This window comes from Acidovorax sp. GW458-11-26-14-TSB4 (genome assembly GCF_059423865.1).
In genome coordinates, this window is the sequence record NZ_JBWKYR010000001.1 from 54,096 (window position 1) to 76,399 (window position 22,304).

Sequence of the window (22,304 nt, forward strand, 5' to 3'; positions counted from 1 at the left end):
CCCACCATGCACCCCGTTCCACCCACCGGCGATGCCCACGACTTCGACTTCCTGATGGGCCCCTGGCGCATCCGCAACACACGCCTGGTGCGCCGGCTTGCGGGTTGCACCGATTGGGAGACCTTCGACGCCACAGGCACGGCGCGGCCGCTGTCCGGCGGCATCGGCAACTGCGACGACTTCATCCCTGAAACCTGGAATGCGGGCTATGTGGGCATGGCGCTGCGCCTGTTCAATCCCCAGGCGCGGCGCTGGAGCATCTACTGGCTCGACAATGTGACCGGTGGCCTGGATTCCGCGACGGGACTGCTGCAGCCCCCGGTGAGTGGTGGCTTTGCAGGCACCGACAAGGGCATCTTTCTGGGCCAGGACCGGTTCGAGGGCCGGGCTATCCAGGTGCGCTTTGAATGGACCCGGAACCTCGCCACCGGCACGCCGCGCTGGGAGCAGGCCTTCTCGGAAGATGGCGGACAGACCTGGGAGACCAACTGGGTCATGGAGTTCTCGCGCCCAGCGGCGTAATCAGCGCGCGTTCTGCATCACCTCGGCCAGCCAGTCCACGAACACTCGCACTCGTGGTGAGAGCTGGCGGCTGTGCGGGTACAGCACGGTCACCGGCATGGGCGGCGGGCAGAACTCGGCCAGCACCTCGACCAGGCTGCCCTCGGCCAGTTGCGGCTCCAGGTGGTAGCGCGGCACCTGCACGATGCCCAGCCCGGCCATGCAGCAGGCCGCGTAGGCAAACGCGTCCGTCACGGACACCGTGCCCTTGAGCTGCACGCTGCGCGGCACGCCGTCCACGACGAAGTCCAGGGGCATGGGCTTGCCTGTGCGCGACGACAGGTAGTTCACCGCGCGGTGGCCGCGCAGTTCGTCCACGGTGCGGGGCACGCCATGGCGTTCCAGGTAGCAGCGGCTGGCGCAGGTCACCTGGGCCAGTTGCGCCACGCGCCGGCCCACCATGCTGGAGTCGGCCGGCTCGCCACCGCGCATCACGCAGTCCACGCGCTCGCGCACCAGGTCCACCAGGCGGTCGCCCATGCCCAGTTCCAGCTCCACGCCGGGATAGCGCGCAAAGAACTCGCCGATGCGCGGCAGCACGAAAAAGCGCGCCAGGGTACCCTGCAGGTCCACGCGCAGCTTGCCCTTGGGCTGCTGGCCGGCGGTGGCGAAGGCCGCCTCGGTCTCGTCGAGGTCGGCGAGCAGTTGCTGGCAGCGCGCGTAATAGGCCTCGCCGTCCTGCGTGGGACTGACATGGCGCGTGGTACGGTGCAGCAGGCGTGCGCCCAGGCGCTTTTCGAGTTGCTGCACGGCCAGGGTGACCGTTGCGCGGGGCAGTTGCAGGTCGTCCGCCGCCTGGGTGAAGCTGCCCAGCTCCACGATGCGGGTGAACAGGCGCATGGCGTCGAATCGGTCCATGGGGCGGGAGCTGATTGTTGATTTCTACTGAACAGTCATGGCAATCCAGAGGCCTTTATCCAGACCCGGACCCACTGAACAATACACCCATCCCCACCGTTCTGGAGCTTTCCATGTCCGCAGCCCTCGATCCATCCACCCACCGCCCCGTCGCCATCGTGACCGGGTCCTCGCGCGGCATTGGCGCCGCGATTGCCCAGCGCCTGGGGCGCGACGGCTTTCGCGTCGTCGTCAACTACGCCGGCAGCGCGGCCGAGGCGGAAGTGGTGGCGCAGTCCATCACCGCTGCGGGCGGCCAGGCCATCGCCGTGCAGGCCGATGTGGCCGATGCCACCGCCGTGGCGCGCCTGTTCGACCAGGCGGCCGAGGCCTTCGGCCGCGTGGACGTGCTGGTGAACAACGCGGGCGTGATGCCCTCGAACCTGCCGCACCTGGCCGACACCGATGACGCCACCTTCGACCGGCTGATCGCCATCAACCTCAAGGGCACGTTCAACGCCCTGCGCGAGGCCGCGCGCAGGCTGGAGCCGGGCGGGCGCATCGTGAATTTCTCCACCAGCCTGGTCGGCACCGCCATGCCCGGCTACGCGGTGTATGCCGCTACCAAGAGCGCGGTGGAGACCATGACGCTGATCCTGGCCAAGGAACTGCGCGGCAAGAACATCACGGTGAACGCCGTCGCCCCCGGCCCTACGGCCACCGCCCTGTTCCTGGATGGCAAGACGCCCGAACTGGTGGAGCGCCTGGCCCAGATGAACCCGCTGGGCCGCCTGGGCACGCCAGAGGACATCGCGAGCACGGTGTCTTTTCTGGTCGGACCTGATGGCGCCTGGATCAATGGCCAGACACTCCGAGCCAACGGCGGCATGGTCTGACCAACCGCCGCATCAGGCTCAAGCTGCTTCCTGCACGGGGAAGTCCGTGGACGCCGCCAGATCACGCCAAGCAGCCGTTTCCTTTTCCACAAAGGCGTACTTCTCGGCAATCGTCCGCAGCGTGTCGGTGCCCAGCGGCAGGCGCAGTGGCGGCGTGGGGCTGGCCACCAGTTGCATCACGGCCTGGGCCAGGCGCACCGGGTCTCCGGGCTGGTTCAGGTTGATCCGGCGGGCCGCCTCCCGGATCACGCCGGCGCTGGGGGCGTAGTCTTCCAGCACCAGCGGGGACACCGAGAGCGAGGCCGTGTCGAGGAACTCGGTGCGAAAGTAGCCCGGCTCCACCACGGTGGCATGGATGCCCAGCGGCGCCAGTTCGGCGTGCAGCGCCTCGGTGAGGCCTTCCACCGCGAACTTGGTCGAGCAGTACACGCCAAAGCCGGCGGCCGAGCGCAAGCCGCCCAGCGACGAGATATTGACCACATGGCCAGCGCGGCGCGCGCGCATGGCCGGCAGCACGGCGCGTGTCACGTTCAGCAGGCCGAACACATTGGTCTCGTACAGGCTGCGCACCTCGTCGGCGGTGGCCTCTTCCACGGCGCCCAGCAAGCCGTAGCCCGCGTTGTTGACCAGCACATCGATGCGGCCGAAGCGCTCCAGCGCCGCGCCCACGGCGTGGCGGGCCTGGGCCTCGTCGGTCACGTCCAGCGCCAGGGGCAGCAGCGCATCGCTGGCGCCCAGGCGGCGGGTGATGGACTCGGCGCTGCGCGAGGTGGCGACCACGGCATCGCCCTGGGCCAGCGCGGCCTCGGCAATGCGGGCGCCGATGCCGCGCGAGGCGCCGGTGATCAGCCAGATGCGGGGGAAGGAAGAAGGAGAAGAAGCGTGAGCGGTCATGGCAGAAGTCCTTGGAAAGGTTGAATTTCGGGGTTCTGGCAGACGTGGTGCGCTGCCATGGGGATGAACTTTAGGCATGCCATTGCCATTGCACTAGCCCATAATCACTCGCTTCATTCACAAGCAATTCTTGCTAATCAGCAGGAAACTCGCCATGGCCATCAACGAACTGCGCGCCATTGCCACCTTTGCCAAGGCGGCCGAACTGGGCAGCCTGCGCCAGGCGGCTTCGGCCCAGGGCATCACCCCGCAGGCCGCCAGCCTGGCGCTGGGGCAGCTCGAATCGCACCTGGGCGTGCGGCTGTTCCACCGCACCACGCGCAGCCTGAGCCTGACGGAGGAGGGGCGCCAGTTCCTCGACGCCGCCCAGCCCGGCCTGGCCACGCTGCAGCGTGCCGTGCACGGTGCGCGGCGCGGGCGGGAGGAAATTGCGGGGCCGTTGCGCATCACCGCGCCGCGCTCCATGATGCTGGAGGTGATCTGGCCCGTGGTGGACGAATTCGTGCGCCGCTACCCGCAGGTGGAGCCCGACGTGCAGCTCGAAGACCGCATCGGCAACTGGGTCGAGGACCGGGTGGACGTAGGTTTTCGCTCGGGGTATCCGCCCGAGGGCGGGGTGATTGCGCGGCGCCTGCTGTGGCTGCAGCTGGTGGTGTGCGCCACACCGGCCTACCTGGCGCGCCACGGCACGCCCACGCGCATCGAAGACCTGGCACAGCACCGCTGCAGCGGTTTTCGCCACCCGGCCACGGGCAAGCCCATGCCCTGGGAGTTCCAGGTGGGCGAGGACATCGTGGCCCATGCCATCCCACCGGCCTTCTGCGCCAACGACATCGAGCTGGAGGCGCGCGCCGTGCTGGGCGGCCATGCCATCGGCCAGTTGGTGGGCGTGACGGCCGCGCCGCTGGTGCGCAGCGGGCAGCTGGTGCCGGTGCTGACCGGCTTCATCCCCCGGCACCTGGGGCTGTATGTGTACTACGGCAGCCGTGCCGCCCAGCCGGCGCGCGTGCGCGCCTTCATCGACCTGGCGGTGGAGATGCTGGCGGACAACCCGGTGTTCAGCCTGAGCCCCCAGGAGCTGGCGGAAGCAGCGCCCAGACCCGGACGCCGCAGGCAAAGCGCCAGCTGAATCCGGTTTGTCCACAGTTCGTTCGCTGCGGGAAGGGGTAATTGTTCACGGTTTGGCTAACAGTCCGTTTGGGAAAACGGTATTTATCGTTTCCGCCGTCCACAATACATTCGGTTCACTCTCCAAGAACCGGACGCCAGCACCATGCCCACCTTTACCGCCACGGTCCAGACGCATATCAAGGCCTCGCCCGCCCAGGCGTTCGGGTTCATCGCGCCCGTCGATCCCACCACGCTGTTCACGGGCTACGGCCCTCTGCCTGCGGTGACCGGCACCCGCGACCAGACCGGCCCCTGGGATGCCCCGGGGCAGACGCGCACGGTGGCCATGTCCGATGGCAGCAGCGTGCAGGAAGGGCTCAAGCACTACCGCCCGGCCCAGTACTTCGCCTACACGGTGAGCGGGTTCTCGGGCGCCCTGCGCTGGCTGGCCACGGGGGCCGATGGCGCCTGGTGGTTCGACCCCGAGGCCAATGGCACGCAGACCACGGTGCGCTGGCGCCATGCCTTCCATGCGCGCTCGAAGTGGGCGGCACCGGTGCTCTGGCTGCTGGCCAGCGTGCTGTGGCGCGGTTACATGCGCAAGGCGTTGCGCCTGGCCAAGGCACAGATCGAGAGGGTGCCGCGCGCGCCCGCAGGAGCGCTGTCGGCCTGAATGGGCGCGCCGGTCAGTTGCGCACGGCCTCGAAGAAAGGCTTGCCCTGGATGGCCGATGGGCTGACGGTGAAGGTCTTCAAGGGCGGCAGCGGCTTGTTCTGCCCCTCCCTGAGCGGACGTGGAACACCGGGCTTGAGCGCAGGCTCGATGCACCCGCTTCGCACCGCCTTGAGGACCTCGGGGTTCAGGGGCCGGCGCTGGCCCAGGCGGCTGCCCGACAGGAACAGTACCTGCCCCTTGAGCTCGGCCCGCTGGTCCGTGAGCGGCATGGCCTGCAATTCGTCGAAGCCCACGCGCACGGAGTTGCCGCCTTCCAGCCGGTACTGCACCACCTTCACCACCGATGGCTTGCCAGGGCTCTCGTCCACCACATCGCCCAGGTAGAAGTAGCGCACCGACTCGGCCGGCATGGGGGGCAGCTTGTAGCTTTCGGACCAGTTGCTGTTGCCCTCGCTGAACAAGGGGCGCAGGGTGCTGGGGGCCACGTCGTCCGCCGACACGGCGAACACCGGCGTGCGGGCATTGGACAGCGTGTGGCCATGGAAATCGAACTCCACCATGGCGCCCTGCGCGTCCACCTTGCGGGCAAATGCGGGAAACAGGGTTTCTTCCTGCCGCACCTGCTGCAGCCGGACACCACTGCCCTCGGCCTTCCAGCGGCCGGCCGCCACCATGTCCAGTGCACCACCGGTGAAGGCGAAGCAGTAGGTGTTGTCATCGAGTAGCGCGAGCTGGGCCACGGTGTCCACCGATCCTCCGCGGTATTCGCCCACATAGCCGGACTCGGCCGGGGTGACGGCACCGGCGCTGGAAGCGGCCACCAAGGTGGCCAGGGCCGCAGCGGCGGTGCGGGCATTGCGCAGGAAATAGGAGGTGTGGTGCACGGCAGGGTCCGGGGTGGAATGGTGGGCCACTATAAGGCCCTGGACTCCTCGAACCCACGGTAGCGCGCCAGGCCCTCGGCCAGGAAGTCCACCGCCGCGCGCACCGAGGGCAGTTGCCCGCGCCGGTGCGAGATCAGCAAGGTGGTGGTCATGCTCGCGCCGTAGCGGAAATCCGCCAGCAGCCGCACCAGGCGGCCGGCCTCGATATCGGGCTGGCACAGGCCGCGCGGCAGGCAGCCGATGCCCACGCCCGCCAGGGCCGCCCGCAGCAGGGTCCAGGGCTCGTCGGCAAAGAAGCGCGGCACCGGCCGCACTGTTATGGTGGCCGCGCCATCGCGCAAAAAGGTCCATGCCTGGGCCGATGGCGCGGGCGAAAGCAGCAGGGCGTCGTGCCCAGCCAGTTCGCCCGGATGGGCTGGGGTGCCGCGCCCCGCGAGGTAGCCCGGCGAGGCCACGGCGTAGAACGGCTCGTGGCCCACGCACCGCTGCACCAGCTCCGAATCGGGCAGCGGGGCGGAGTGGTCGCGCACCCCGATGTCGAAGCCCTCCTGTACAAGGTCGACAAAGCGGTCGGTGGCATGCAGCATCACCTGCAGCCTGGGATGGCGCGCGGCCAGGGCGGGCAGCAGGTCGGCCAGCACCAGCTGCGCCGTGGTGACCGAGGCCGTGATGCGCACGATGCCCGCCGGCTCGGCCTGCAGGCCGCGCACCACGTTCTCGGCCGCCTCGGCCTCGATCAGCATGGCCGCGGCGTGGCGGTAGAAGGCCTGGCCGGTGTCGGTCACCACGAATACACGCGAACTGCGCTGTATCAGGCGCACGCCGAGCGTGGCTTCGAGCTGCGCCACGCGTTTGCTCAGCGTGGACTTGGGCACCTCCAGCGCCCGCGCAGCCGCAGCAAAACCGCCATGGTCCACCACGCGCACGAACCACTGAAGGTCATTGAGGTTGAGCATGCCCATCGTCCACAAAAAGAGACGATGAGTCTACTTTTACCCGGCTACCCGAGCAAAGGCCACATCCGTATCTTTGCAAGGTCTTCTTCTTTCAACCAAGGACCTGCAATGACCCCGACCCTTTTCTATGGCGTACCCCAGGGCTGCTCACTGGCCAGCATCATCGCGCTCGAATGGCTGGGCGCGCCCTATGCCCTATCGCGCATCGAGATGCTCGAACACCCCTGGCCCGCTGCCTTCGCCCGCATCAACCCGCAGAACCTGACCCCCGCCTACGTGACGGCCGAGGGCGGCACGCTTACCGAGAGCGTGGCCATCCTCCAGCACCTGGCGGCGCAAAAGGGCCACCAATTGGGTTACCCACAAGGCAGTCCGGAGTACGACCGCCTCAACCAGACCCTGGCCTACCTGGCCACGGACTTCTTCGCCGCATTCGCACCACTGTGGGCTGCCTACGAAATGGCCACCGACCCGCCGCGCCAGGAAGCCCTGCGCGACCTGGGCCGCCCCCAGGTCGCCAAGGGCTGCGCCTACCTGGACCGCCTGCTCGCCGGGCGCGAATGGATCGACGGTGGCGGCAAGAAGACCGTGGCCGATGCCTACCTGGCCGCCGTGGCGCGCTGGGCCGAGTACCACGGTGTGCTGCGGGTCGAGGACTACCCGCACCTGGCGGCCCACCTGGCCAAGCTGCGCGCCGACCCCGCCGTGGTGTTTGCCGATGCCATCGAGCGGCAGCAGCCCGCCACCAGCAGTGGCGGATTCCAGGGGCATGTGGCGCTGCACAACGTGGTGGCGGAACTACCGGCGTGAGGTCAGGCGGCAAAGCCTCCATCGATCAGGAGACTCGCGCCCGTCACCATGCCTGATTCAGGTCCGGCCAGATAGGCCACCATGCCGGCGATCTCGGCCGGATCGGCATGGCGGTTCACAGCCATCATGCCGTGCATGTTGCTGGCCATGGGGCCGTCGGCGGGGTTCATGTCGGTATTCACGGGGCCGGGCTGCACGTTGTTCACGGTGATGCCGCGCGGGCCCAGGTCGCGTGCCAGGCCCTTCGTGAGCCCCACGACGGCGGCCTTGCTCATGCCGTAGACGCTGAAGCCGGCCCAGGGCAGGCGATCCGAATTGGTGCTGCCGATGGTGATCACGCGGCCATAGGCGCCGCCCTGGCCCATGTGGCGCACAGCGGCCTGCGTGGCCACGAACACGCCGCGCACATTGATGGCGAGCGTGCGGTCCAGCTCTTCGAGCGGCACGCTGCCGACCTCGCCCATGAAAGCCACGCCGGCGTTGTTGACCAGGATGTCAAGGCGGCCCAACTCACGCGCCGCGCCGTCGATGGCCGCGGTGATGGCGCCGGCATCGGCGCTGTCGGCACGCAGTGCCAGGGCGCGGCCGCCTGCGGCCTCGATCTCGGCGGCCAGGGCCTGGGCGGGCGCCTCGTTGCTGGTGTAGGTGAAGGCCACGGCAGCGCCATCGTGCGCCAGGCGCCGCACGATGGCGGCGCCGATGCCGCGCGAGCCCCCGGTGACGAAGGCGGCCTTGCCGGCCAGGACGCGGGTGGAAGAGGAAGAAGCAGAGCTAACAGACATGGTGGATCTCCGGGGAAATGGACCAGTGAATGCACTGGCAACATCTGCAGTGTCGGAGAACCATTGCGTTGTCGGTAGCCATGAATCGGCTGTTCCTATTTCAACCCTTGGTTGAAAATAGAGGCATGCAGCCCTTGAGCCACCTCGAATCCTTCGTTCAGTCCGCCGAATCCGGCAGCTTCTCGGCCGCAGCGCGGCGCATGGGCCTCACGCCGGCGGCTGTGAGCAAGAACGTGGCGCGGCTAGAGGCGAATCTCTCCGTGCGCCTGTTCCAGCGCAGCACGCGGCGACTGGTGCTGACCGAGGGCGGCCAGCGCCTGCTGCTGCAGATCAGCACGCCGCTGGCCACGCTGGCCGATGCCGTGGAGCATGCGGCCGAGGCCGACCGCCAGCCCGCGGGCACGCTCAGGGTCAGCATGGGCCAGGCTTTCGGGCGCGCCTACCTGGTGCCGCTGCTGGGCGAGTTCCTCACGCGCTACCCGGCCATCCAGCCCGACTGGCGCTTCGAGAACCGGCAGGTGGACCTGATCGGCGAAGGCTTCGACGCGGGCATCGGCGGCGGGCTCAACCTCAACCCCGGCATGGTGGCGCGGCCCCTGGGCACCATCCACATCGTGGCCGTGGCATCGCGCGCGCTGCTGCAGGGCCGCAAACTGCCGCGCCACCCCGCCGACCTGGCGCAGTGGGACGGCATTGCGCGCCGGTCCATCCAGACCGGCCGCATCCACGTGGTCACGCTGCGCAACAAGGCGGGCGATGCGGCGGCAGCCGAGCTGCGCCCGCGCATCGTCTTCGACGACCCCGAGGCCATGTGCCAGGCCGCGTTGATGGGCCTGGGCGTGGCCCTGCTGCCCATGCCCTTTGCCCAGCCCTGGCTGGCCAGCGGCGACCTGGTGCGCGTGCTGCCGGGCTGGTGGTCCGATGCCGGACCGACATCGCTCTACTACCCCGACAAGAAGCTGTTGCCCGCGCGCACGCGGGTGTTCGTGGACTTCATCATCGAGCAGTTCGGCCAGCGCGGGTTTGCGCAGCGGGTGCGGGGGGATTGAGCGGTCAAGGCACCGGCTTGCTCGCGAAGGCGATGGACAGGCCCTTGGGTGTCACGGTGATCGCGCCTGGCTGCAGGCCCATGCCGTCGAGCATGGTGAGGTCCTGCGGGCGCAGCCGGTGCAGCACCACCTCGCGCAGCGACTGCTCAGCGAGACCCGGCCCATAACCGTTGAGCAGCGCCACCACCTCGGGCTTGAGGCTGGGAAAATCGAGCCGCACCAGGCGCAACTGATGGGCACGCAGGCTGCGGTCGCTGGCTTCGTAGCGCAGGGCGAACTCCACCTCCAGCGTACCGCTGTGGTTGCGGCGCAGCGCGGGGCCGGCGGCGCTCAGCGGAAAGGCGGCGCCCAGCCGGTTGCGATCGGGCAACAAGGACAGGCGCGGGGTCTGCACGTCCACATCCACCAGCCCGGCCATGGGGTAGCGCAGCGGAAAACGCTGCGCCACGGCTTCCTGCAACTGCTCGGCCGACACGGTGTAGCCGGGCTGGGCCTGCGCGGCCCGCAGCCCCAGCAGCGCAAGGCTGCCAAGCGCCAGTGGGCGCGCTCCAGCAGCAAGAAAGGTTCGGCGATGCATTCAGTGGCTCCTTGGCAGGGCGGGTAGCCGGTGGCAATAATGTCCGCATGAGACCCCCAGCACCCGCCCACCGATGCCAGGTCTTCGGCTCACCCTGGGAAGGTGTGTACGGTACACACATCGAGAGTTCCCGCCACTATGGCAGGCATTGGCATGCCGTCTATGGCCTGGGGCTTCTCGACGATGGCGCGCAGAGCTCGGCCAGCGGGCGCGGCCCGGTGGATGCCTTTGCGGGCGACCTGATCACCACCAACCCCGGCGAAGTGCACGATGGCCAGCCGCTGGGCAGCCTGTCGCGCCGCTGGCGCATGGTCTACCTGGAACCCCCGGTGGTGCAGGCCATGGCCGACGACCTGGCCATCGCTTCGCCCCAGGGGCTGGCCCTGGCCCGCCCGGTGATCCAGCACGATCTGGCGCTGCGCATGGCCCTGGACCTGTTGCTGCAGCGCCTGGCGCAATGGAACGAGGGACCCCAGGCTTTCTCCAGCCTGGCCACCCTGGCCTGCGAAGAGGCGCTGGCGCACACGGGTGCCCTGCTGCTGTCCCGGCATGCCAATGCGATACCACGGCAGGCCAGCGCCGCCGGCGCACCGGCCGCCATGCGCCAGGTGCGCGACCGGCTGGCCGACATGCTGCAGGCACCACCTACGCTCACCCAGCTCGCGGCCATGGCCGGCCTGGGCAAATACCAGCTGCTGCGCCGCTTCACCCAGGCCTACGGCCTGCCGCCCCATGCCTGGCTGCTGCAGCAGCGCGCCGAGCAGGCCCGCAACCGGGTGCAGCGTGGCGCCAGCCTGGCCGATGCGGCGGCCGATTGCGGCTTTGCCGACCAGAGCCACATGACGCGCATCTTCATGCGCCAGTTCGGTTTCACGCCCGGGGCCTGGCAGAAGGCGACGGCGGGACGCAAACGCCAGCCGCCGCCGCAATAACGTTCAAGACCGCTCGCCTGCGCCCACCCACACTGCCTGCTTTCCAACCAGGGCGAAGGGGCAGGCGATGGGCGTTGCGGATGCATGGAGGGGCCCGCTGCTGTGCAGCCTGGCCATGGTGCTGGTGGGCAGCACGGTGGTGGTCAGCAAGCTGATCGCGCAGGACATCGAACCCTTTGCCGCCACCGTGCTGCGCCATGCCCTGGCCCTGCCGGTGTTCCTGGTGCTGATGCGCTGGCACGGCCAGCGACTGCCACGCCTGGGCCGGCGCGATGCACTGCTGCTCACCGTGCAGGCGGCCGCCGGCAGCGTGGGCTATTCCGTGCTGCTGATCCTGGGGGTGAAGCTTGCCAGCGCTTCGGACGCGGGCATCGTCGCGGGCACGCTGCCCGCGGCCGCGGCCCTGTTCTCGGCCCTGCTGCTGGGCGAGCGGCCCGGCTGGCGCCTGGTGGCAGCCATCGCGCTGGCCACGGCCGGGGTGATGGCAGTGGCCGCCGCTCCGGGTGAAGGCACGGCACACGGCGCGGGCAACAGCACGCGCCTGGCGGGCATTGCCCTGGTGCTGGCGGCCGTGGCCTGCGAGGCGGTGTTCATCCTCGCCAGTAAGCGGCTGTCGCAGCCCCTGCCGGCGCTCGCACTGTCCACGCTGATGTCGGGTGGGGGGCTTTTGCTCTCGGCCCTGCCGGCGTGGTGGGTGGCGCAGGTTGCACCACCTTCGGCATTCACGGCACCGGCGCTGGCTGCCTTGCTGTACTACGCCTGGGTGCCGACGGTGGGCGGGTTTCTGCTGTGGTATGCCGGCAGCGCGCGCACCAGTGGCGTGCGCGCATCGCTGGCCACGGTATGGCTGCCGGTGTCGGCCCTGCTGCTGTCGTCGGTGTTCCTGGGTGAATCCATCCTTGCCTGGCAATGGCTGGGCCTGGCCTGCGTGGTCGCCGCGGTGCTGCTGGCCGCACGGCCCGGTAGACAGGGTACGGACGAATGAGCGCGCCTCAGCGCCCCACCACCGACCAGCCCGCGTGCAGGTTGGTCTTGTCGTTCTCGTACTCCCAGGCGGTGCCGCAGCGGTCGCACTGGTAGCGGGTGAAGGTGACCTGGCCGTGGTCGCGGTCTTCCTTGCGGTTGCTGCGCTGCACCAGCTCGGCATGGCCGGGGGCGCGGCGCCAGTTGCGCTGGATGCCCTTGCAGGACTCGCACAGCTCCATGGGTTTGAGCTCGGTCTGCCGTTCGTGTTGTTTGGTCATGGGAAAGGCCTTGCCGTTCTGGGATGGTGGGGTCGTGTCGAAGGGGCGCCTGTGCAGGGCCACCCCGCTATTGTCCCACCCCTGCGCCGCCAGGCAGAAGCACCTTGGCCATGCGGGCATTGGCGAGAACCACGCCGTGGCGCTCCACCTGCTGGCGGGCTTCGACCACAAAGCCGCTTTTCGCGAAGAAAGGCTCGGCCGTGAGGCTCACATCGGCCCACAGGCGCGCGGTGCCGCGCAGCGCGGCCTGGGCATGGATGTGCGCCATCAGCGCCCGGGCCACGCCCTGCCCGGCATGGGCGGGCGCGACGAAGAAATGGTCGATGTAGCCGCTGGCCTGCAGGTCCGAGAAGCCGGCGATGTGCACCACCGTCCCTGCCGGCACTTCAGCGACAAAGGGCTGGTTGGCCTCGAGGCGGGCGCTCCACAGCGCAGCGTCGTGCGCCAGCGGCGCCCAGGCATCGCGCTGCGCCAGGTTGTACTGCGCGCCAGTCAGGCCGTGCACGGCGGCGTGGAACAGCGCACGCAATGCGGGCGCGTCGCCCGGGCGGAAGTTGCGGATCACGGGGGTCATGGCGGCGGGGCGGGCAATGGCGAGGGGGCGCCGATTGTGCCCGAGGCCGCTGCACCTATGCCGCGGTGGCCATGCGCAGGCGGCGTGCGGCCTCTTCGGCGCGGGCGTCCTCGATCTCGCGCAGCACGCCCTGCATGTCCACATCGGCGTGCTCTGGCGCGTAGCTGCCGGTGAGCGGCGTCTCGTTGGTCAGCAGCCCGCTCTGGTACAGGCTCCAGATCTCGGGGCCGTACTGGGTGGCGAGCAGCTCGGGGGCGAACTGGCCGAAGAAGTCGCGCAGGTTGGCCACGTCGCGCATCAGCATGCGCGGTGCATGGTTGTTGCCGGCGGCATCCACGGCCTGCGGCAGATCGATGATGACCGGGCCGTCCACGCCTTCTTCTCCCTCGGCCCCGGGCAGGTGCGCCAGCAGGATGTTGAACTCCGAGAGGTCGCCATGCACCACGCCCGCGCAGAGCATGCGCACGACCTCGGCGATCAGCGTGGCGTGGTGGCTGCGGGCCTGTTCCGGCGTGAAGGACACGTCGTTCAGGCGTGGCGCCGCATCGCCATGGGCGTCGGTCACCAGCTCCATGAGCAGCACGCCTTCGTGGAAGTTGTAGGGCTGGGGCACGCGCACCCCGGCTGCCGCCAGGCGGTACAGCGCGTCCACCTCGGCGCTCTGCCAGGCGGCCTCCTGCTCCTGGCGGCCGAACTTGCTGCCCTTGGCCATGGCGCGGGCCGAGCGCGAGTTCTTGACCTTGCGGTTCTCGGTGTAGTCCACGGCCTGGCGGAAGCTGCGGTGGGTGGCTTCCTTGTAGATCTTGGCGCAGCGCGTGTCGTCGCCGCTGCGCACCACGAAGACCATGGCCTCCTTGCCGCTCATGAGCTGCCGGACTACGGTGTCGATCAGGCCTTCCTCGATCAGGGACTGCAGGCGGGGTGGAGCTTTCATGGGCGCATTGTGCGCCTTCGATGCGCCTCAGGCGCGCAATGCCTGGAGCCTGCCGTGCACCTCATCGCCATGGTCCACGGGCAACTGGTGCTTGGACTGCAGGTAGTGGTTGGTAAATACGTCGAGGTAGGCCTCGAGCGTCTGCGCCGCATGGCCTTCGCCCGCAAGCTCCAGGCACAGCGCCGCCACTTCGGAGGTGCAGAAATGGTCTTCGCGCGTGGAGCGGCGCAGCCGGTAGCGTGAGAGTTGCTCCGGTGCGAGGCTGAGCACCGGGAACGCATCGATGTACGGGCTCTTGCGGAACATCTTGCGTGCCTCGGGCCAGGTGGCGTCGAGCAGGATGAACAATGGGCGCCTGCCGCCTTGCACCGGCTCCACCGCCGTCACCACGCGCTCGGGCGCCACAAATTCGCCAGGGAACACCACATAGGGCTGCCACTGTGGATCGGCGAGCAGCGTGAGCAAGGCCGGGTCGACCTCGGTGCGCGCCCAGCCGAAGGCCCAGGTGTCGGCTACCACATCGGCGATCAGCCAGCCGGTGTTGCTGGGCTTGAGCGGCTCGATATCGGCCATCAGCAGGCACACGCCAGCCTGCGGGGTGAGCAGCGGGCGCAGCACACACAGGCAGTGGGTGGGCACCAGCCGGCAGCCCGGGCAGCGCGCGCCACGCGGGCCCCCGCGGGCCAGAAAAGGCTTGGCACTGCGTGCCAGGCGCGCCGCACGCAAGCGCGACACGGCGTGGGGCAGCGCCGGCACGGGCATGTCCATGGCAGTCACTGGCCGCCCATGTGTTCGAGGGCAAACAAGGGCAGTTCGGTCTTCGGGCTCAGCCACAGGCCGCCACCCAGTTCGGTGAAGCCTTCGCCCAGCGTGCGCCGGTACAGCTGCGCGGGGTGGCGGAACATGCGCGGGTCGGTCAGCGTCTCGTCCACGATGTCCTGCTCCCAATCCTCGCGTGCGACGGCCTCCACGTACAGGGCACCGCGGCTGAGCCCGGCGAGGTTGCGCATGGCCTGTTGCACATCGGGCTCGTTGAGGTAGGGCAACACCCCCTGGCAGATCACCAGGTCGTAGGGCGTGCGCGCCTGGTAGTCGACCACCGAGCCCCGCTCCCAGCCGAAGCGGCCGCACAGGTACTCGCTGAACTCGACGCCGTGGAACGAGGCCTTGGGGAAGTGCCGGGCAATGATGTCGCGCCACAGCCCGATGCCGCAGCCCACGTCCAACACGCGCCGCACCGGCACGCGCAGGTACTGCAGGTAGCTGCAGACGAAGGCGCCCAGCCGCTCGGTGTGCCCCGGGTCGACCACGCTGGTCTTCTTGTCGAAATAGAAACGCTGGTAGTAGGCCGCGTCGAAGCCGTCGGCGCTGGCGCTCTGGCCGGCACGGTGTGCAGAGGTCACTGCCATTCCTTGTTGTAGCGGCCCAGGTGGGGGATCAATTGCCCAGCGGCGTCCAGACCGGGTTGAGCAGCCGTTCCAGGCGCGCGCGCGAGGCGTCGAGCCGGAGCAGTTCCTTGTCGGTGATGGCGCTGGTCATCGAGACCTTGTTGCCGCCTATCTCGAAGCTCTGGCCCTTGGACACGGGCACCAGCGATTCGCGGAACGCCTTGTCCTTGGCCAGCACGGGGTCGGTGGACAGCTTGCGCATGCGCATCATCTCCACCCGGGTCATCAGGGCCTGCTCGTAGCTCTTGTCCACCACCGGCTTGCGCTGCTCGATGCTGGCCTTGTAGCTGGCCAGCGTGGCGCGTTCGAGCTCGATGGTGTTCTGGAGTGCAAAGGCCACCCGTTCCGTGGAACTGCGGCTGACCGCGGCCTCGGGGTCCTTGAGGCCGGACCAGAACTCGCGGTGCACGTCCTCCGTCAGCGTTGCGCCGTCCTTGAACATGGACAGGATCACGGCCTGGCGCTCGGCATCGGTCTGGGCCGCCATGGCCACGGGAGACAAGGCGCCCAGAGACAGTGCCAGCACCAGGCCGGCACGCAGGCATTGCTTGCGAAAATTCATTCAGGACTCACTCAAAAACAGTCGGCAGGAAGAAGGCGTGGACTATGCCACCACCCGCATGCCGCAGCAGGGCAGCCAAGTATCTGCGTGTAAACGGCTCAGCGTATCAGGTATCAGTTATTCACTGCGCTGCTCGCCACCCGCCACGCATGAAACTGGCGCGGGCCAAGCCAGTGCCCCCGTGCAAGGTCCCCCCCGCCGCACTGGGGGCGTCCCCCTCCCGACTCGCGCAGCGAGTGGAGAGAGGGGGAAGGCGCGAAGCGACTCAGGGGGTGTTTCACTTCATGCCGCAGGCTGCAGGTACTGCGCCACGAGCTGCCGCTGCGCGGCCGCGTCCACCCCGAGCACCTCCACCAAGTAGGTCTGCACGCCGCCGTAGTCCTGGTCCACCATGTGCAGGGCGGCATCGAGGAACTCTTCCTGCACGCGCCAGAGCACGGCAAGCACCTCCTCGGGCGCATGGCTGCCCATGCCGGCGGGGCGGCGGTAGAGGTTGTTGGTGAGCAGGTAGTCCTGCATGACAGTCTCGCGCGGCACGCCCAGGGCCATGAGAATGAGCGCAGCGGCAAAACCCGTGCGGTCCTTGCCGGCGGTGCAGTGGAATACCGTGGGCGCATCGCTGGCCAGCAGCAGGCGGAACAGCTCGGCAAAGCGCGGTGCGTTCTCGTGCACGAAGCCGCGGTAGGTGTCCTGCATCAGGCCCACCGCGTCCTGCGCGGTGAGCGCACGGCCGGTGGCCTGCAGCTCCAGCGCGCGCTGCACCACCGTGGGCTCGATGACCAGGGGGTGGTAGGCCACGCCGGGGATGGCATAGGCGTATGCCGCGCCCTCGGCTTGGCCGCGAAAGTCGATGGCCCGGGTGACGCCCAATTCGGCCAACAGCGCCTGGTCGGCCAGCGTCAGCCCGGCCAGGTGGTCCGAGCGGAAGATGCGGCGCCACTTCACGGTCCGCCCGTCCTGCCCGATGTAGCCGCCCAGGTCGCGGAAATTGGTGGCGCCGGCCATGGGCAGGGAACGGGTGGGATCTTGTGGCATGGAAGACGGCAGTCCCCGAGAAAGGGACCGAATGGCTCAAAGGAGGGCCGAGCTTAGCCGAGCCCTGTGTCCGCCACCTGTCACCCGCGCGGCGACCCCGTTGCGGACGGGGCGAAGCAACAGCCGCAGCCGTCCCGATAAAGGTGTGGAGCGCGGCGGCATGATGCGTGCGCGCAACAGTCCCTGTGCAAGCCCCTGCCGATCCAGCCGCGCAGCGGAGGCCGCCAGCCTGTACAGCGCACGCATTTTGAGCCTGGCGCGTGACGCCGGGCGTGCGCTTCGAGCACATCGAATCGAACCGCGAAGACCGCGCCACCACGCAGCGCTTCGACACCACCAACAACAATGCGCTGCCCTCGCTCAACGTGGCCTACCTGGTGAACTTGGCGCTCACGCTGTTCGCCAACTACGGCACCTCGTTCGGCCCGGTGCAGAACCTGCAGCTCAATTCGCAGACAGCCACCAACCCGCTCAAGCCCGAGCTGGCAAAAACGGCCGAAGTGGATGCGCGCTGGCAAACCCAGCAGATCCGCGCCAAACTCACGGCCTTCACGATCCGCTTCGACAACCAGATCCTGCAGGTGCCCGGCTCCACGCCCGCCGTCTTCCAGAACATCGGCGCCACCAGCCACGAAGGCATCGAGGCAGCCATCGTCTAAAGCTTTGACAAGGCCAGCGCGCTGGCGGGCCTGAACCTGTACGCCAACTACAGCTACACCAAGGCGATCCAGAAGTCGGGCACCACGGCCGGGCTGGACGTGTCCTTCTACTCGCGCAACACCGACACGCTGGGCGCACGCTACCAGCTGGCGACTGGGCCTTCAACCTGGCCAGCATGCACCAGAGCGCGCAGTACGCCGACGCGGCCAACACCGTTGCCGAACCCGCCGACGCCCGCCCGGCGACCCGGCCTCCGGCTCGGAGCAGGGCCGCCGGGGTGAGACCGAGGGTTTCGTCAACAGCGTGTTCAAGCTGCACAGCTCGCTGTGGTGGCAGGACACAGGCAAGGCCATCCTGGCCTGGGTGGCGCTGGCCTACCTGTTGCTGCTCATCACCGGGCTCATCCTTTGGTGGCCGCCCTCCTGGCGCATCGTGCTGGACAAGGGACTGCTGCGGCATTCTTCGATCTGCACCGGGTGGGCGGCGCGACCCTGGGGCTGGTGATTGCGGTGTCGGTCGCCAGTGGGGCCTGGATCGCCTGGCGGCCGCTGGGCGCCTTTGCCACCACCCTCAGCGGGGCCGCGCCGAGCACGGCACCCGGCTTGCCCAAAGGCTCCGCATCGGCCCGTGCATTGCCGCTCGACACCCTGGTGGCGCGGGCGCAGGCGCAGTTTCCGGGTGCGCCCATCGGCTATGTGCAGGTGCCCGCGCAAGCCGACCGGCCGCTGCGCGTGCGCATGTGGCTCGCGGACGACCCGCACCCGAATGGACTGAGTTCGGTGTGGCTGCACCCCGCCACGGGCGAGGTACTGGCCGCACACCGCTGGAACGAACTGGACCCCGGGGCGCGCGCCACGGCGGTGATCTACCCCCTGCACACCGGCGTGCTCGGTGGCGTGCTGCTTGAAGCCGTAGTAGCCCTGGGCGGCCTCGCACTCGCCGCCATGGGCATCACCGGGGTCTGGCTCTGGTGGATGCGTCGACGCCCACGCTGACCCCGCCTACAAGGGGCGGCGCGTGGCGTAGCGCACCACCGTCACACCCGCGCGCGCCTGGCGCACCGAGGGCATGACGAGCACACAGTCGTCGTAGGGCGTGGTGACCGGCACGCCGTCGTTGTCGCCGATTGCGGTCCCGGCTTTCTCGATCACCTCCAGGCCGGTGTAGGGCTCCACGAAGCGGAAGGCGCTGCTCGTGGCCACCACGGGGCCGGTGACCTCCAGCGCCCACTGGCGCGGTGCATCGGGCAGGCGCCAGCCGGGCAACTGCTGTGCCAGCGCATCGGCATCGAGCACGCCCGACTGCTCAAGGAAGCGCAGGCACTGGTCCTGCGCCACGGCACGGCTGGCCGGATCGCCATGGAAGCCGCATTCGATCAGCAGTGAGCGGGTGTCGCCGCCCTCCGCGTCGGGAAGGCCGAAGCGCCCATAGTCGCGCATGCGCACGCCGTCCTTGTGGCCGGCATCGACCACGATGTGCTCAGGCGAGCGCATGGCACGCGCCAGCTGCAGGTTGCGCGACTGCAAGCCGGTGAGCAGCAGCGGGGCCGAGGGCTCGTGCATGGAATGGATGTCCAGCAGCCAGTCGGCCTGTGCCAGGAAGGGGCGCAGGGCCGCAGCGCGGCGGCGCTCGCCGGAGTCGCCCGCATCCATGCGCTCGTCGAGCCACTGGCGGTTGAGGTCCTCGTCGGTGAAGCGCGAGGCATCGTGGCTCTGCGGGTCGAAGCGGTCGAAGGCCGCGAGGTTGCAGAACGCCAGCGTGAGTTTTCCACGTGCAGGCCGCAGCCCGGCTTCGAGCAAACCCTTGAGGGCCCAGGCGCCGCACAGCTCGTTGCCGTGCACCAAAGCACTGACCATCACATGGCGGCCGGGCACGCCCGAATCGAAGTGCCAGACACCTTCGGTGCCGGTGTTGCCGGCGCGCCAGGCGCTGATGTCGGGCGCGGGCAGTTCAAAAACCAGGGCGGGGGAGGTCACTGGAGTCATGCCCATCATTCCTCTATCTTGGCGAACTCGACGATCTTCTTGTACTTTGCCACTTCGGCGGCCAGGTACTGGTCGATGTTCACGGTGGTCGCTGCCACGGTAGAGCCGCTGGCCTCCATCTTCTTGCGGAAGTCGGGCGATTGCAGGGTGTCGTTGAGTGCCTTCTTGATCTTCTCGAACACAGGCTTGGGCAGGTTGGCCGGGCCCAGCAGGGCGAACCAGACGTTGATGTCCACGTTCTTGAACTGCGGCGACTCGGCCAGGGCCGGGATGTCCGGCGTGGTCGACGAGCGCCTGGCCTCGGTGGTGCCCAGCGCAACCACCTTGCCGCTCCTGATGTGCGGCAGGCCGCTGGAGAGCACGAACACGCCGAACTCGAGGTTGTTGCCCAGCAGGTCGTTGGTCAGCGGCGCCACGCCGCGGTAGGGGATATGCGTCATGAACAGCTTGCCCTGCTCCTTGACCATCTCGCCGGCCAGGTGCAGCGAGGTGCCCACACCCGAACTGCCGTAGCTGTACTTGCCGGGGTTCTTGGCGACCTTCTGCGTGAACTCGGCCACGTTCTTCACGCCTGCGCCGGGCGACGCGACCAGCACCAGGGGCTGCGAGGCCACGAGGCCGATGGCCGTGAAGTCCTTGACGTCGTACTTGACCTTCTTGGTCACCAGCTTGTTGATCGCGATCTCGTTGCTGGCGCCGACCAGCAGGGTGTAGCCGTCGGGTGCGGCGCTGGCCACCTTCTGGGCGCCGATGGCGCCGCCCGCACCGCCGATGTTCTCGATCACCACCGGCACACCGAGCTTCAAGCCCAGTTCCTGCGCCACGGCACGCCCCGTGAGGTCGGTGCTGCCACCGGGCGGGTAGCCCACGACGATGGTGATGGGCTTGGAGGGGTAGGCGTCCTGCGCCAGCGCGGGCACGGCGGCAAAGCAGGAAGCCAGGGCGCACAGCAGTGTGGCGCGGCGCGCGAAATGCTCGGTTTTCTTCACAATCGAACTCCTCATCGGGTGGGGTCAGGGCTTGGTATGTAAGCCATTGTGAGAATGCTGACAGAGACCAGTGGTGCCGAAATGGCACCAAGATGTGCCGTTTGAGTTCTGTCTTTGCGGGGTCAGCGTTGCGCAAACGCCTGCCAGAAGGCTTCCGCCAGGTCAGTGAGCCGGCGCTTGGGCCGGTACAGGCGCACATCGAAACGCACCTCCATGCGCGCATCGCCGGCCAGCGCCAGGCGCTGCCCCTTGCAGTCGGCATGCACCAGCGACCACGGCAGCCAGGCCACACCCACCCCGCGCAAGGTGTACTCGTACAGGGCGTCGGGCGAATCGCACTCCACCACGCGCTGCAGCCGGGGCGCGTGGGGGTGGTTGGCCAGGTGGTCTTCGACCAGCCGGCCCAGCGCGAGCTGGGGGGCATAGGCCAGATAGGCCGTTGCCGGCGCCGCGGGGTCGAAGCGGTGCTGCGGCTGGCCTTGCGTGGTGGCGCGCGCAACGGGCACGAGCCGGTCGCTGGCCACCGTGACATGGCTGAACTGCCGGGCATCGAGCCGCACCGCCAGGGCAGTGTGGTGGTAGACCAGCGAGAAATCCGCATCACCCCGTTCGAGCTGGGCCACCGTTTCGGCCAGGGAGCCGGTGCGGATGCACAGCTCGCTGGCATGCAATGCGCGCGGCAGCCGCACCAGCCAGTCGGCCAGCAGGGTGCGCGCCAGGGTGCGGCCGGTGACGATGGTCACGGTGCGGGCGGTTCGCCCGGCCATGCTCTGCAGTTCTTCGTGCGACTGGGCCAGGCTGCTTGCCATCTGGCCCGCCGTCTCCAGAAAGCGCTTGCCGGCGGCCGTGAGTGTGACCGGGCCTCCGCCCTTTTCCACCAGCGGCGTGCCGGCCCATTCTTCCAGCGCCCGGATGCGCCGCCCGAAGGCGGGGTGGGTGACATGCCGCAGCTCTGCGGCACGCGTGAAGCTGCGCTCCTGCGCGAGCACGATGAAGTCTTCCAGCCACTTCAGTTGCATCGAAGCTCCTTGCCGCAGTTTCCTGGCGCCGACGGCGCAGAGGCCATCAGCCCTTGGCAGCTTCCAGCACGGCGCGCGTGCGCATGGCCTCGGCGCGCGCAGCGCTGGCAAAGTCCTCACCGCCCGAGGCATACAGGATGGAGCGCGACGAGTTGACGATGATCGGCCCGCCCTCGCGCAGGCCGGCACGCACCGTGGCCACGGCGTCGCCGCCCTGGGCTCCGACACCCGGGATCAGCAGCGGCAGCGTGGGCGCGATGGCGCGCACGCGCTCAATCTCCTGCGGGTAGGTGGCGCCCACGACCAGGCCCAACTGGCCGTTGCGGTTCCAGGGGCCCTGGGCCAGGCGTGCCACGTGCTCGTACAGCAGCGGCTCGCCTTTCACGCTGGACAGGCGCTGGATCTGCAGGTCGTCGCCACCGGGGTTGGAAGTACGGCACAGCAGGAAGGCGCCCTTGCCATGGTAGGCCAGGTAGGGTTCGATGGAGTCGAAGCCCATGAAAGGCGACAGCGTGACGGCATCGGCCCCGTAGCGCTCGAACGCCTCCCTGGCGTACTGCTCGGCCGTGGAGCCGATGTCCCCGCGCTTGGCGTCGAGAATCACAGGCACGTGCGGCGCGTTGGCACGCATGTGCTGCATGAGGCGTTCGAGCTGGTCTTCCGCGCCATGGGCGGCAAAGTAGGCGATCTGGGGCTTGAAAGAGCAGGCCAGGTCGGCCGTGGCATCGACAATGGCGGCGCAGAAATCGTAGATCTTGCGCGCATCGCCCTTGAGCGCTGCAGGGAAACGGGTGGGCTCGGGATCCAGGCCCACGCACAGCATGGAGTTGTTCTGTGCGGACGCGTCGCGCAGCATGTCAAGAAAGGTCATGGCCCCGATTTTAGGCGGGC

The 22,304-nt window shown here is 68.7% G+C and carries 25 protein-coding genes and 2 pseudogenes; 10 read left to right on the top strand and 17 right to left on the bottom strand.

What is annotated here, in order from left to right; all coding sequences use genetic code 11:
• Positions 1 to 6: 6 nt before the first annotated feature.
• Positions 7 to 522, top strand: a complete 516-nt coding sequence (locus AC07X5_RS00295; RefSeq protein ID WP_409956697.1) for a hypothetical protein — start codon at positions 7 to 9, stop codon at positions 520 to 522.
• Here the strand turns inward: AC07X5_RS00295 and AC07X5_RS00300 are convergent, their stop codons facing one another.
• A complete protein-coding gene (locus AC07X5_RS00300) occupies positions 523 to 1,419 on the bottom strand; it encodes a LysR family transcriptional regulator (protein WP_494768603.1) in 897 nt (298 codons plus the stop codon).
• A 113-nt stretch (positions 1,420 to 1,532) separates the two neighbouring features.
• On the opposite strand from AC07X5_RS00300, the gene AC07X5_RS00305 reads away from it, so the two are divergent.
• Positions 1,533 to 2,294 carry an SDR family oxidoreductase gene (locus AC07X5_RS00305; RefSeq protein ID WP_494768604.1) on the top strand — a complete coding sequence of 254 codons (762 nt, stop codon included), beginning with the start codon at positions 1,533 to 1,535 and terminating at the stop codon, positions 2,292 to 2,294.
• A gap of 18 nt (positions 2,295 to 2,312) precedes the next feature.
• Here the strand turns inward: AC07X5_RS00305 and AC07X5_RS00310 are convergent, their stop codons facing one another.
• Entirely contained in the window at positions 2,313 to 3,188 is an 876-nt protein-coding gene (locus tag AC07X5_RS00310; protein WP_494768605.1) for an oxidoreductase, read from the bottom strand.
• A 154-nt stretch (positions 3,189 to 3,342) separates the two neighbouring features.
• Between AC07X5_RS00310 and AC07X5_RS00315 the strand changes: the two genes are divergently transcribed.
• Both AC07X5_RS00315 and AC07X5_RS00320 read left to right on the top strand, forming a co-directional pair.
• On the top strand, positions 3,343 to 4,317 hold the full coding sequence (locus AC07X5_RS00315; RefSeq protein ID WP_494768606.1) for a LysR family transcriptional regulator: 975 nt from the start codon (positions 3,343 to 3,345) through the stop codon (positions 4,315 to 4,317).
• A gap of 144 nt (positions 4,318 to 4,461) precedes the next feature.
• Positions 4,462 to 4,971 (top strand): SRPBCC family protein, encoded by a 510-nt coding sequence (locus AC07X5_RS00320; RefSeq protein ID WP_409961588.1) that lies wholly within the window; start codon positions 4,462 to 4,464, stop codon positions 4,969 to 4,971.
• 13 nt (positions 4,972 to 4,984) lie between these two features.
• On the opposite strand, the gene AC07X5_RS00325 is transcribed toward AC07X5_RS00320, so the two are convergent.
• Positions 4,985 to 5,857, bottom strand: coding sequence for a hypothetical protein (locus tag AC07X5_RS00325; protein WP_494768607.1), 873 nt, complete (start codon positions 5,855 to 5,857; stop codon positions 4,985 to 4,987).
• A gap of 29 nt (positions 5,858 to 5,886) precedes the next feature.
• Complete coding sequence (locus tag AC07X5_RS00330; protein ID WP_409961586.1) at positions 5,887 to 6,813, bottom strand: LysR substrate-binding domain-containing protein; 927 nt, start codon at positions 6,811 to 6,813, stop codon at positions 5,887 to 5,889.
• 108 nt (positions 6,814 to 6,921) lie between these two features.
• Between AC07X5_RS00330 and AC07X5_RS00335 the strand changes: the two genes are divergently transcribed.
• A complete protein-coding gene (locus AC07X5_RS00335; RefSeq protein WP_409961585.1) occupies positions 6,922 to 7,623 on the top strand; it encodes a glutathione S-transferase family protein in 702 nt (233 codons plus the stop codon).
• 2 nt (positions 7,624 to 7,625) lie between these two features.
• Here AC07X5_RS00335 and AC07X5_RS00340 read toward each other — a convergent pair whose 3' ends face one another.
• Positions 7,626 to 8,405, bottom strand: a complete 780-nt coding sequence (locus tag AC07X5_RS00340) for an SDR family oxidoreductase (RefSeq protein WP_494768608.1) — start codon at positions 8,403 to 8,405, stop codon at positions 7,626 to 7,628.
• Positions 8,406 to 8,530: 125 nt separating this feature from the next.
• On the opposite strand from AC07X5_RS00340, the gene AC07X5_RS00345 reads away from it, so the two are divergent.
• Positions 8,531 to 9,454: a LysR family transcriptional regulator gene (locus tag AC07X5_RS00345; protein ID WP_409962360.1), complete on the top strand. Its 924-nt coding sequence runs from the start codon at positions 8,531 to 8,533 to the stop codon at positions 9,452 to 9,454.
• Positions 9,455 to 9,458: 4 nt separating this feature from the next.
• Here AC07X5_RS00345 and AC07X5_RS00350 read toward each other — a convergent pair whose 3' ends face one another.
• Positions 9,459 to 10,031, bottom strand: a complete 573-nt coding sequence (locus AC07X5_RS00350) for a DUF1439 domain-containing protein (protein WP_494768609.1) — start codon at positions 10,029 to 10,031, stop codon at positions 9,459 to 9,461.
• 104 nt (positions 10,032 to 10,135) lie between these two features.
• Here AC07X5_RS00350 and AC07X5_RS00355 point away from each other — a divergent pair, with 104 nt between their 5' ends.
• Positions 10,136 to 10,963, top strand: coding sequence for an AraC family transcriptional regulator (locus AC07X5_RS00355; protein WP_494768610.1), 828 nt, complete (start codon positions 10,136 to 10,138; stop codon positions 10,961 to 10,963).
• Between the two features lie 67 nt (positions 10,964 to 11,030).
• Complete coding sequence (locus tag AC07X5_RS00360; protein WP_494768611.1) at positions 11,031 to 11,948, top strand: DMT family transporter; 918 nt, start codon at positions 11,031 to 11,033, stop codon at positions 11,946 to 11,948.
• Between the two features lie 7 nt (positions 11,949 to 11,955).
• Here AC07X5_RS00360 and AC07X5_RS00365 read toward each other — a convergent pair whose 3' ends face one another.
• From AC07X5_RS00365 to AC07X5_RS00395, 7 genes are all read right to left on the bottom strand, one after another.
• Entirely contained in the window at positions 11,956 to 12,207 is a 252-nt protein-coding gene (locus tag AC07X5_RS00365) for a hypothetical protein (protein WP_409962352.1), read from the bottom strand.
• Between the two features lie 67 nt (positions 12,208 to 12,274).
• The gene (locus AC07X5_RS00370; protein WP_494768612.1) at positions 12,275 to 12,781 is read right to left on the bottom strand and encodes a GNAT family N-acetyltransferase; all 507 of its coding nucleotides are present in this window, start codon (positions 12,779 to 12,781) and stop codon (positions 12,275 to 12,277) included.
• 55 nt (positions 12,782 to 12,836) lie between these two features.
• Complete coding sequence (locus AC07X5_RS00375; protein ID WP_494768613.1) at positions 12,837 to 13,715, bottom strand: PA4780 family RIO1-like protein kinase; 879 nt, start codon at positions 13,713 to 13,715, stop codon at positions 12,837 to 12,839.
• A gap of 27 nt (positions 13,716 to 13,742) precedes the next feature.
• Positions 13,743 to 14,483, bottom strand: coding sequence for a tRNA-uridine aminocarboxypropyltransferase (locus AC07X5_RS00380; RefSeq protein WP_494768614.1), 741 nt, complete (start codon positions 14,481 to 14,483; stop codon positions 13,743 to 13,745).
• 5 nt (positions 14,484 to 14,488) lie between these two features.
• Positions 14,489 to 15,124, bottom strand: coding sequence for a class I SAM-dependent methyltransferase (locus tag AC07X5_RS00385; RefSeq protein ID WP_494768615.1), 636 nt, complete (start codon positions 15,122 to 15,124; stop codon positions 14,489 to 14,491).
• Positions 15,125 to 15,152: 28 nt separating this feature from the next.
• Complete coding sequence (locus AC07X5_RS00390; protein WP_494768616.1) at positions 15,153 to 15,725, bottom strand: hypothetical protein; 573 nt, start codon at positions 15,723 to 15,725, stop codon at positions 15,153 to 15,155.
• 282 nt (positions 15,726 to 16,007) lie between these two features.
• Positions 16,008 to 16,760, bottom strand: coding sequence for a tyrosine-protein phosphatase (locus AC07X5_RS00395; protein ID WP_494768617.1), 753 nt, complete (start codon positions 16,758 to 16,760; stop codon positions 16,008 to 16,010).
• 251 nt (positions 16,761 to 17,011) lie between these two features.
• Between AC07X5_RS00395 and AC07X5_RS00400 the strand changes: the two are divergent.
• Positions 17,012 to 17,682 (top strand): annotated as a pseudogene (locus AC07X5_RS00400) (TonB-dependent receptor domain-containing protein); the annotation flags it as partial.
• Positions 17,574 to 18,415, top strand: a pseudogene (locus AC07X5_RS00405) (PepSY-associated TM helix domain-containing protein). The pseudogenes AC07X5_RS00400 and AC07X5_RS00405, both read left to right, overlap by 109 nt.
• Before the next feature lie 6 nt (positions 18,416 to 18,421).
• Here AC07X5_RS00405 and AC07X5_RS00410 read toward each other — a convergent pair.
• The 4 genes from AC07X5_RS00410 to pyrF form a co-directional block, all read right to left on the bottom strand.
• Positions 18,422 to 19,405 carry a M14 family metallopeptidase gene (locus tag AC07X5_RS00410; RefSeq protein ID WP_494768618.1) on the bottom strand — a complete coding sequence of 328 codons (984 nt, stop codon included), beginning with the start codon at positions 19,403 to 19,405 and terminating at the stop codon, positions 18,422 to 18,424.
• A gap of 5 nt (positions 19,406 to 19,410) precedes the next feature.
• A complete protein-coding gene (locus AC07X5_RS00415) occupies positions 19,411 to 20,409 on the bottom strand; it encodes a Bug family tripartite tricarboxylate transporter substrate binding protein (RefSeq protein WP_494768619.1) in 999 nt (332 codons plus the stop codon).
• Positions 20,410 to 20,516: 107 nt separating this feature from the next.
• Complete coding sequence (locus AC07X5_RS00420; protein ID WP_494768620.1) at positions 20,517 to 21,413, bottom strand: LysR family transcriptional regulator; 897 nt, start codon at positions 21,411 to 21,413, stop codon at positions 20,517 to 20,519.
• A gap of 46 nt (positions 21,414 to 21,459) precedes the next feature.
• Positions 21,460 to 22,284, bottom strand: a complete 825-nt coding sequence (pyrF, locus tag AC07X5_RS00425) for an orotidine-5'-phosphate decarboxylase (protein ID WP_494768621.1) — start codon at positions 22,282 to 22,284, stop codon at positions 21,460 to 21,462.
• Positions 22,285 to 22,304: the final 20 nt, after the last annotated feature.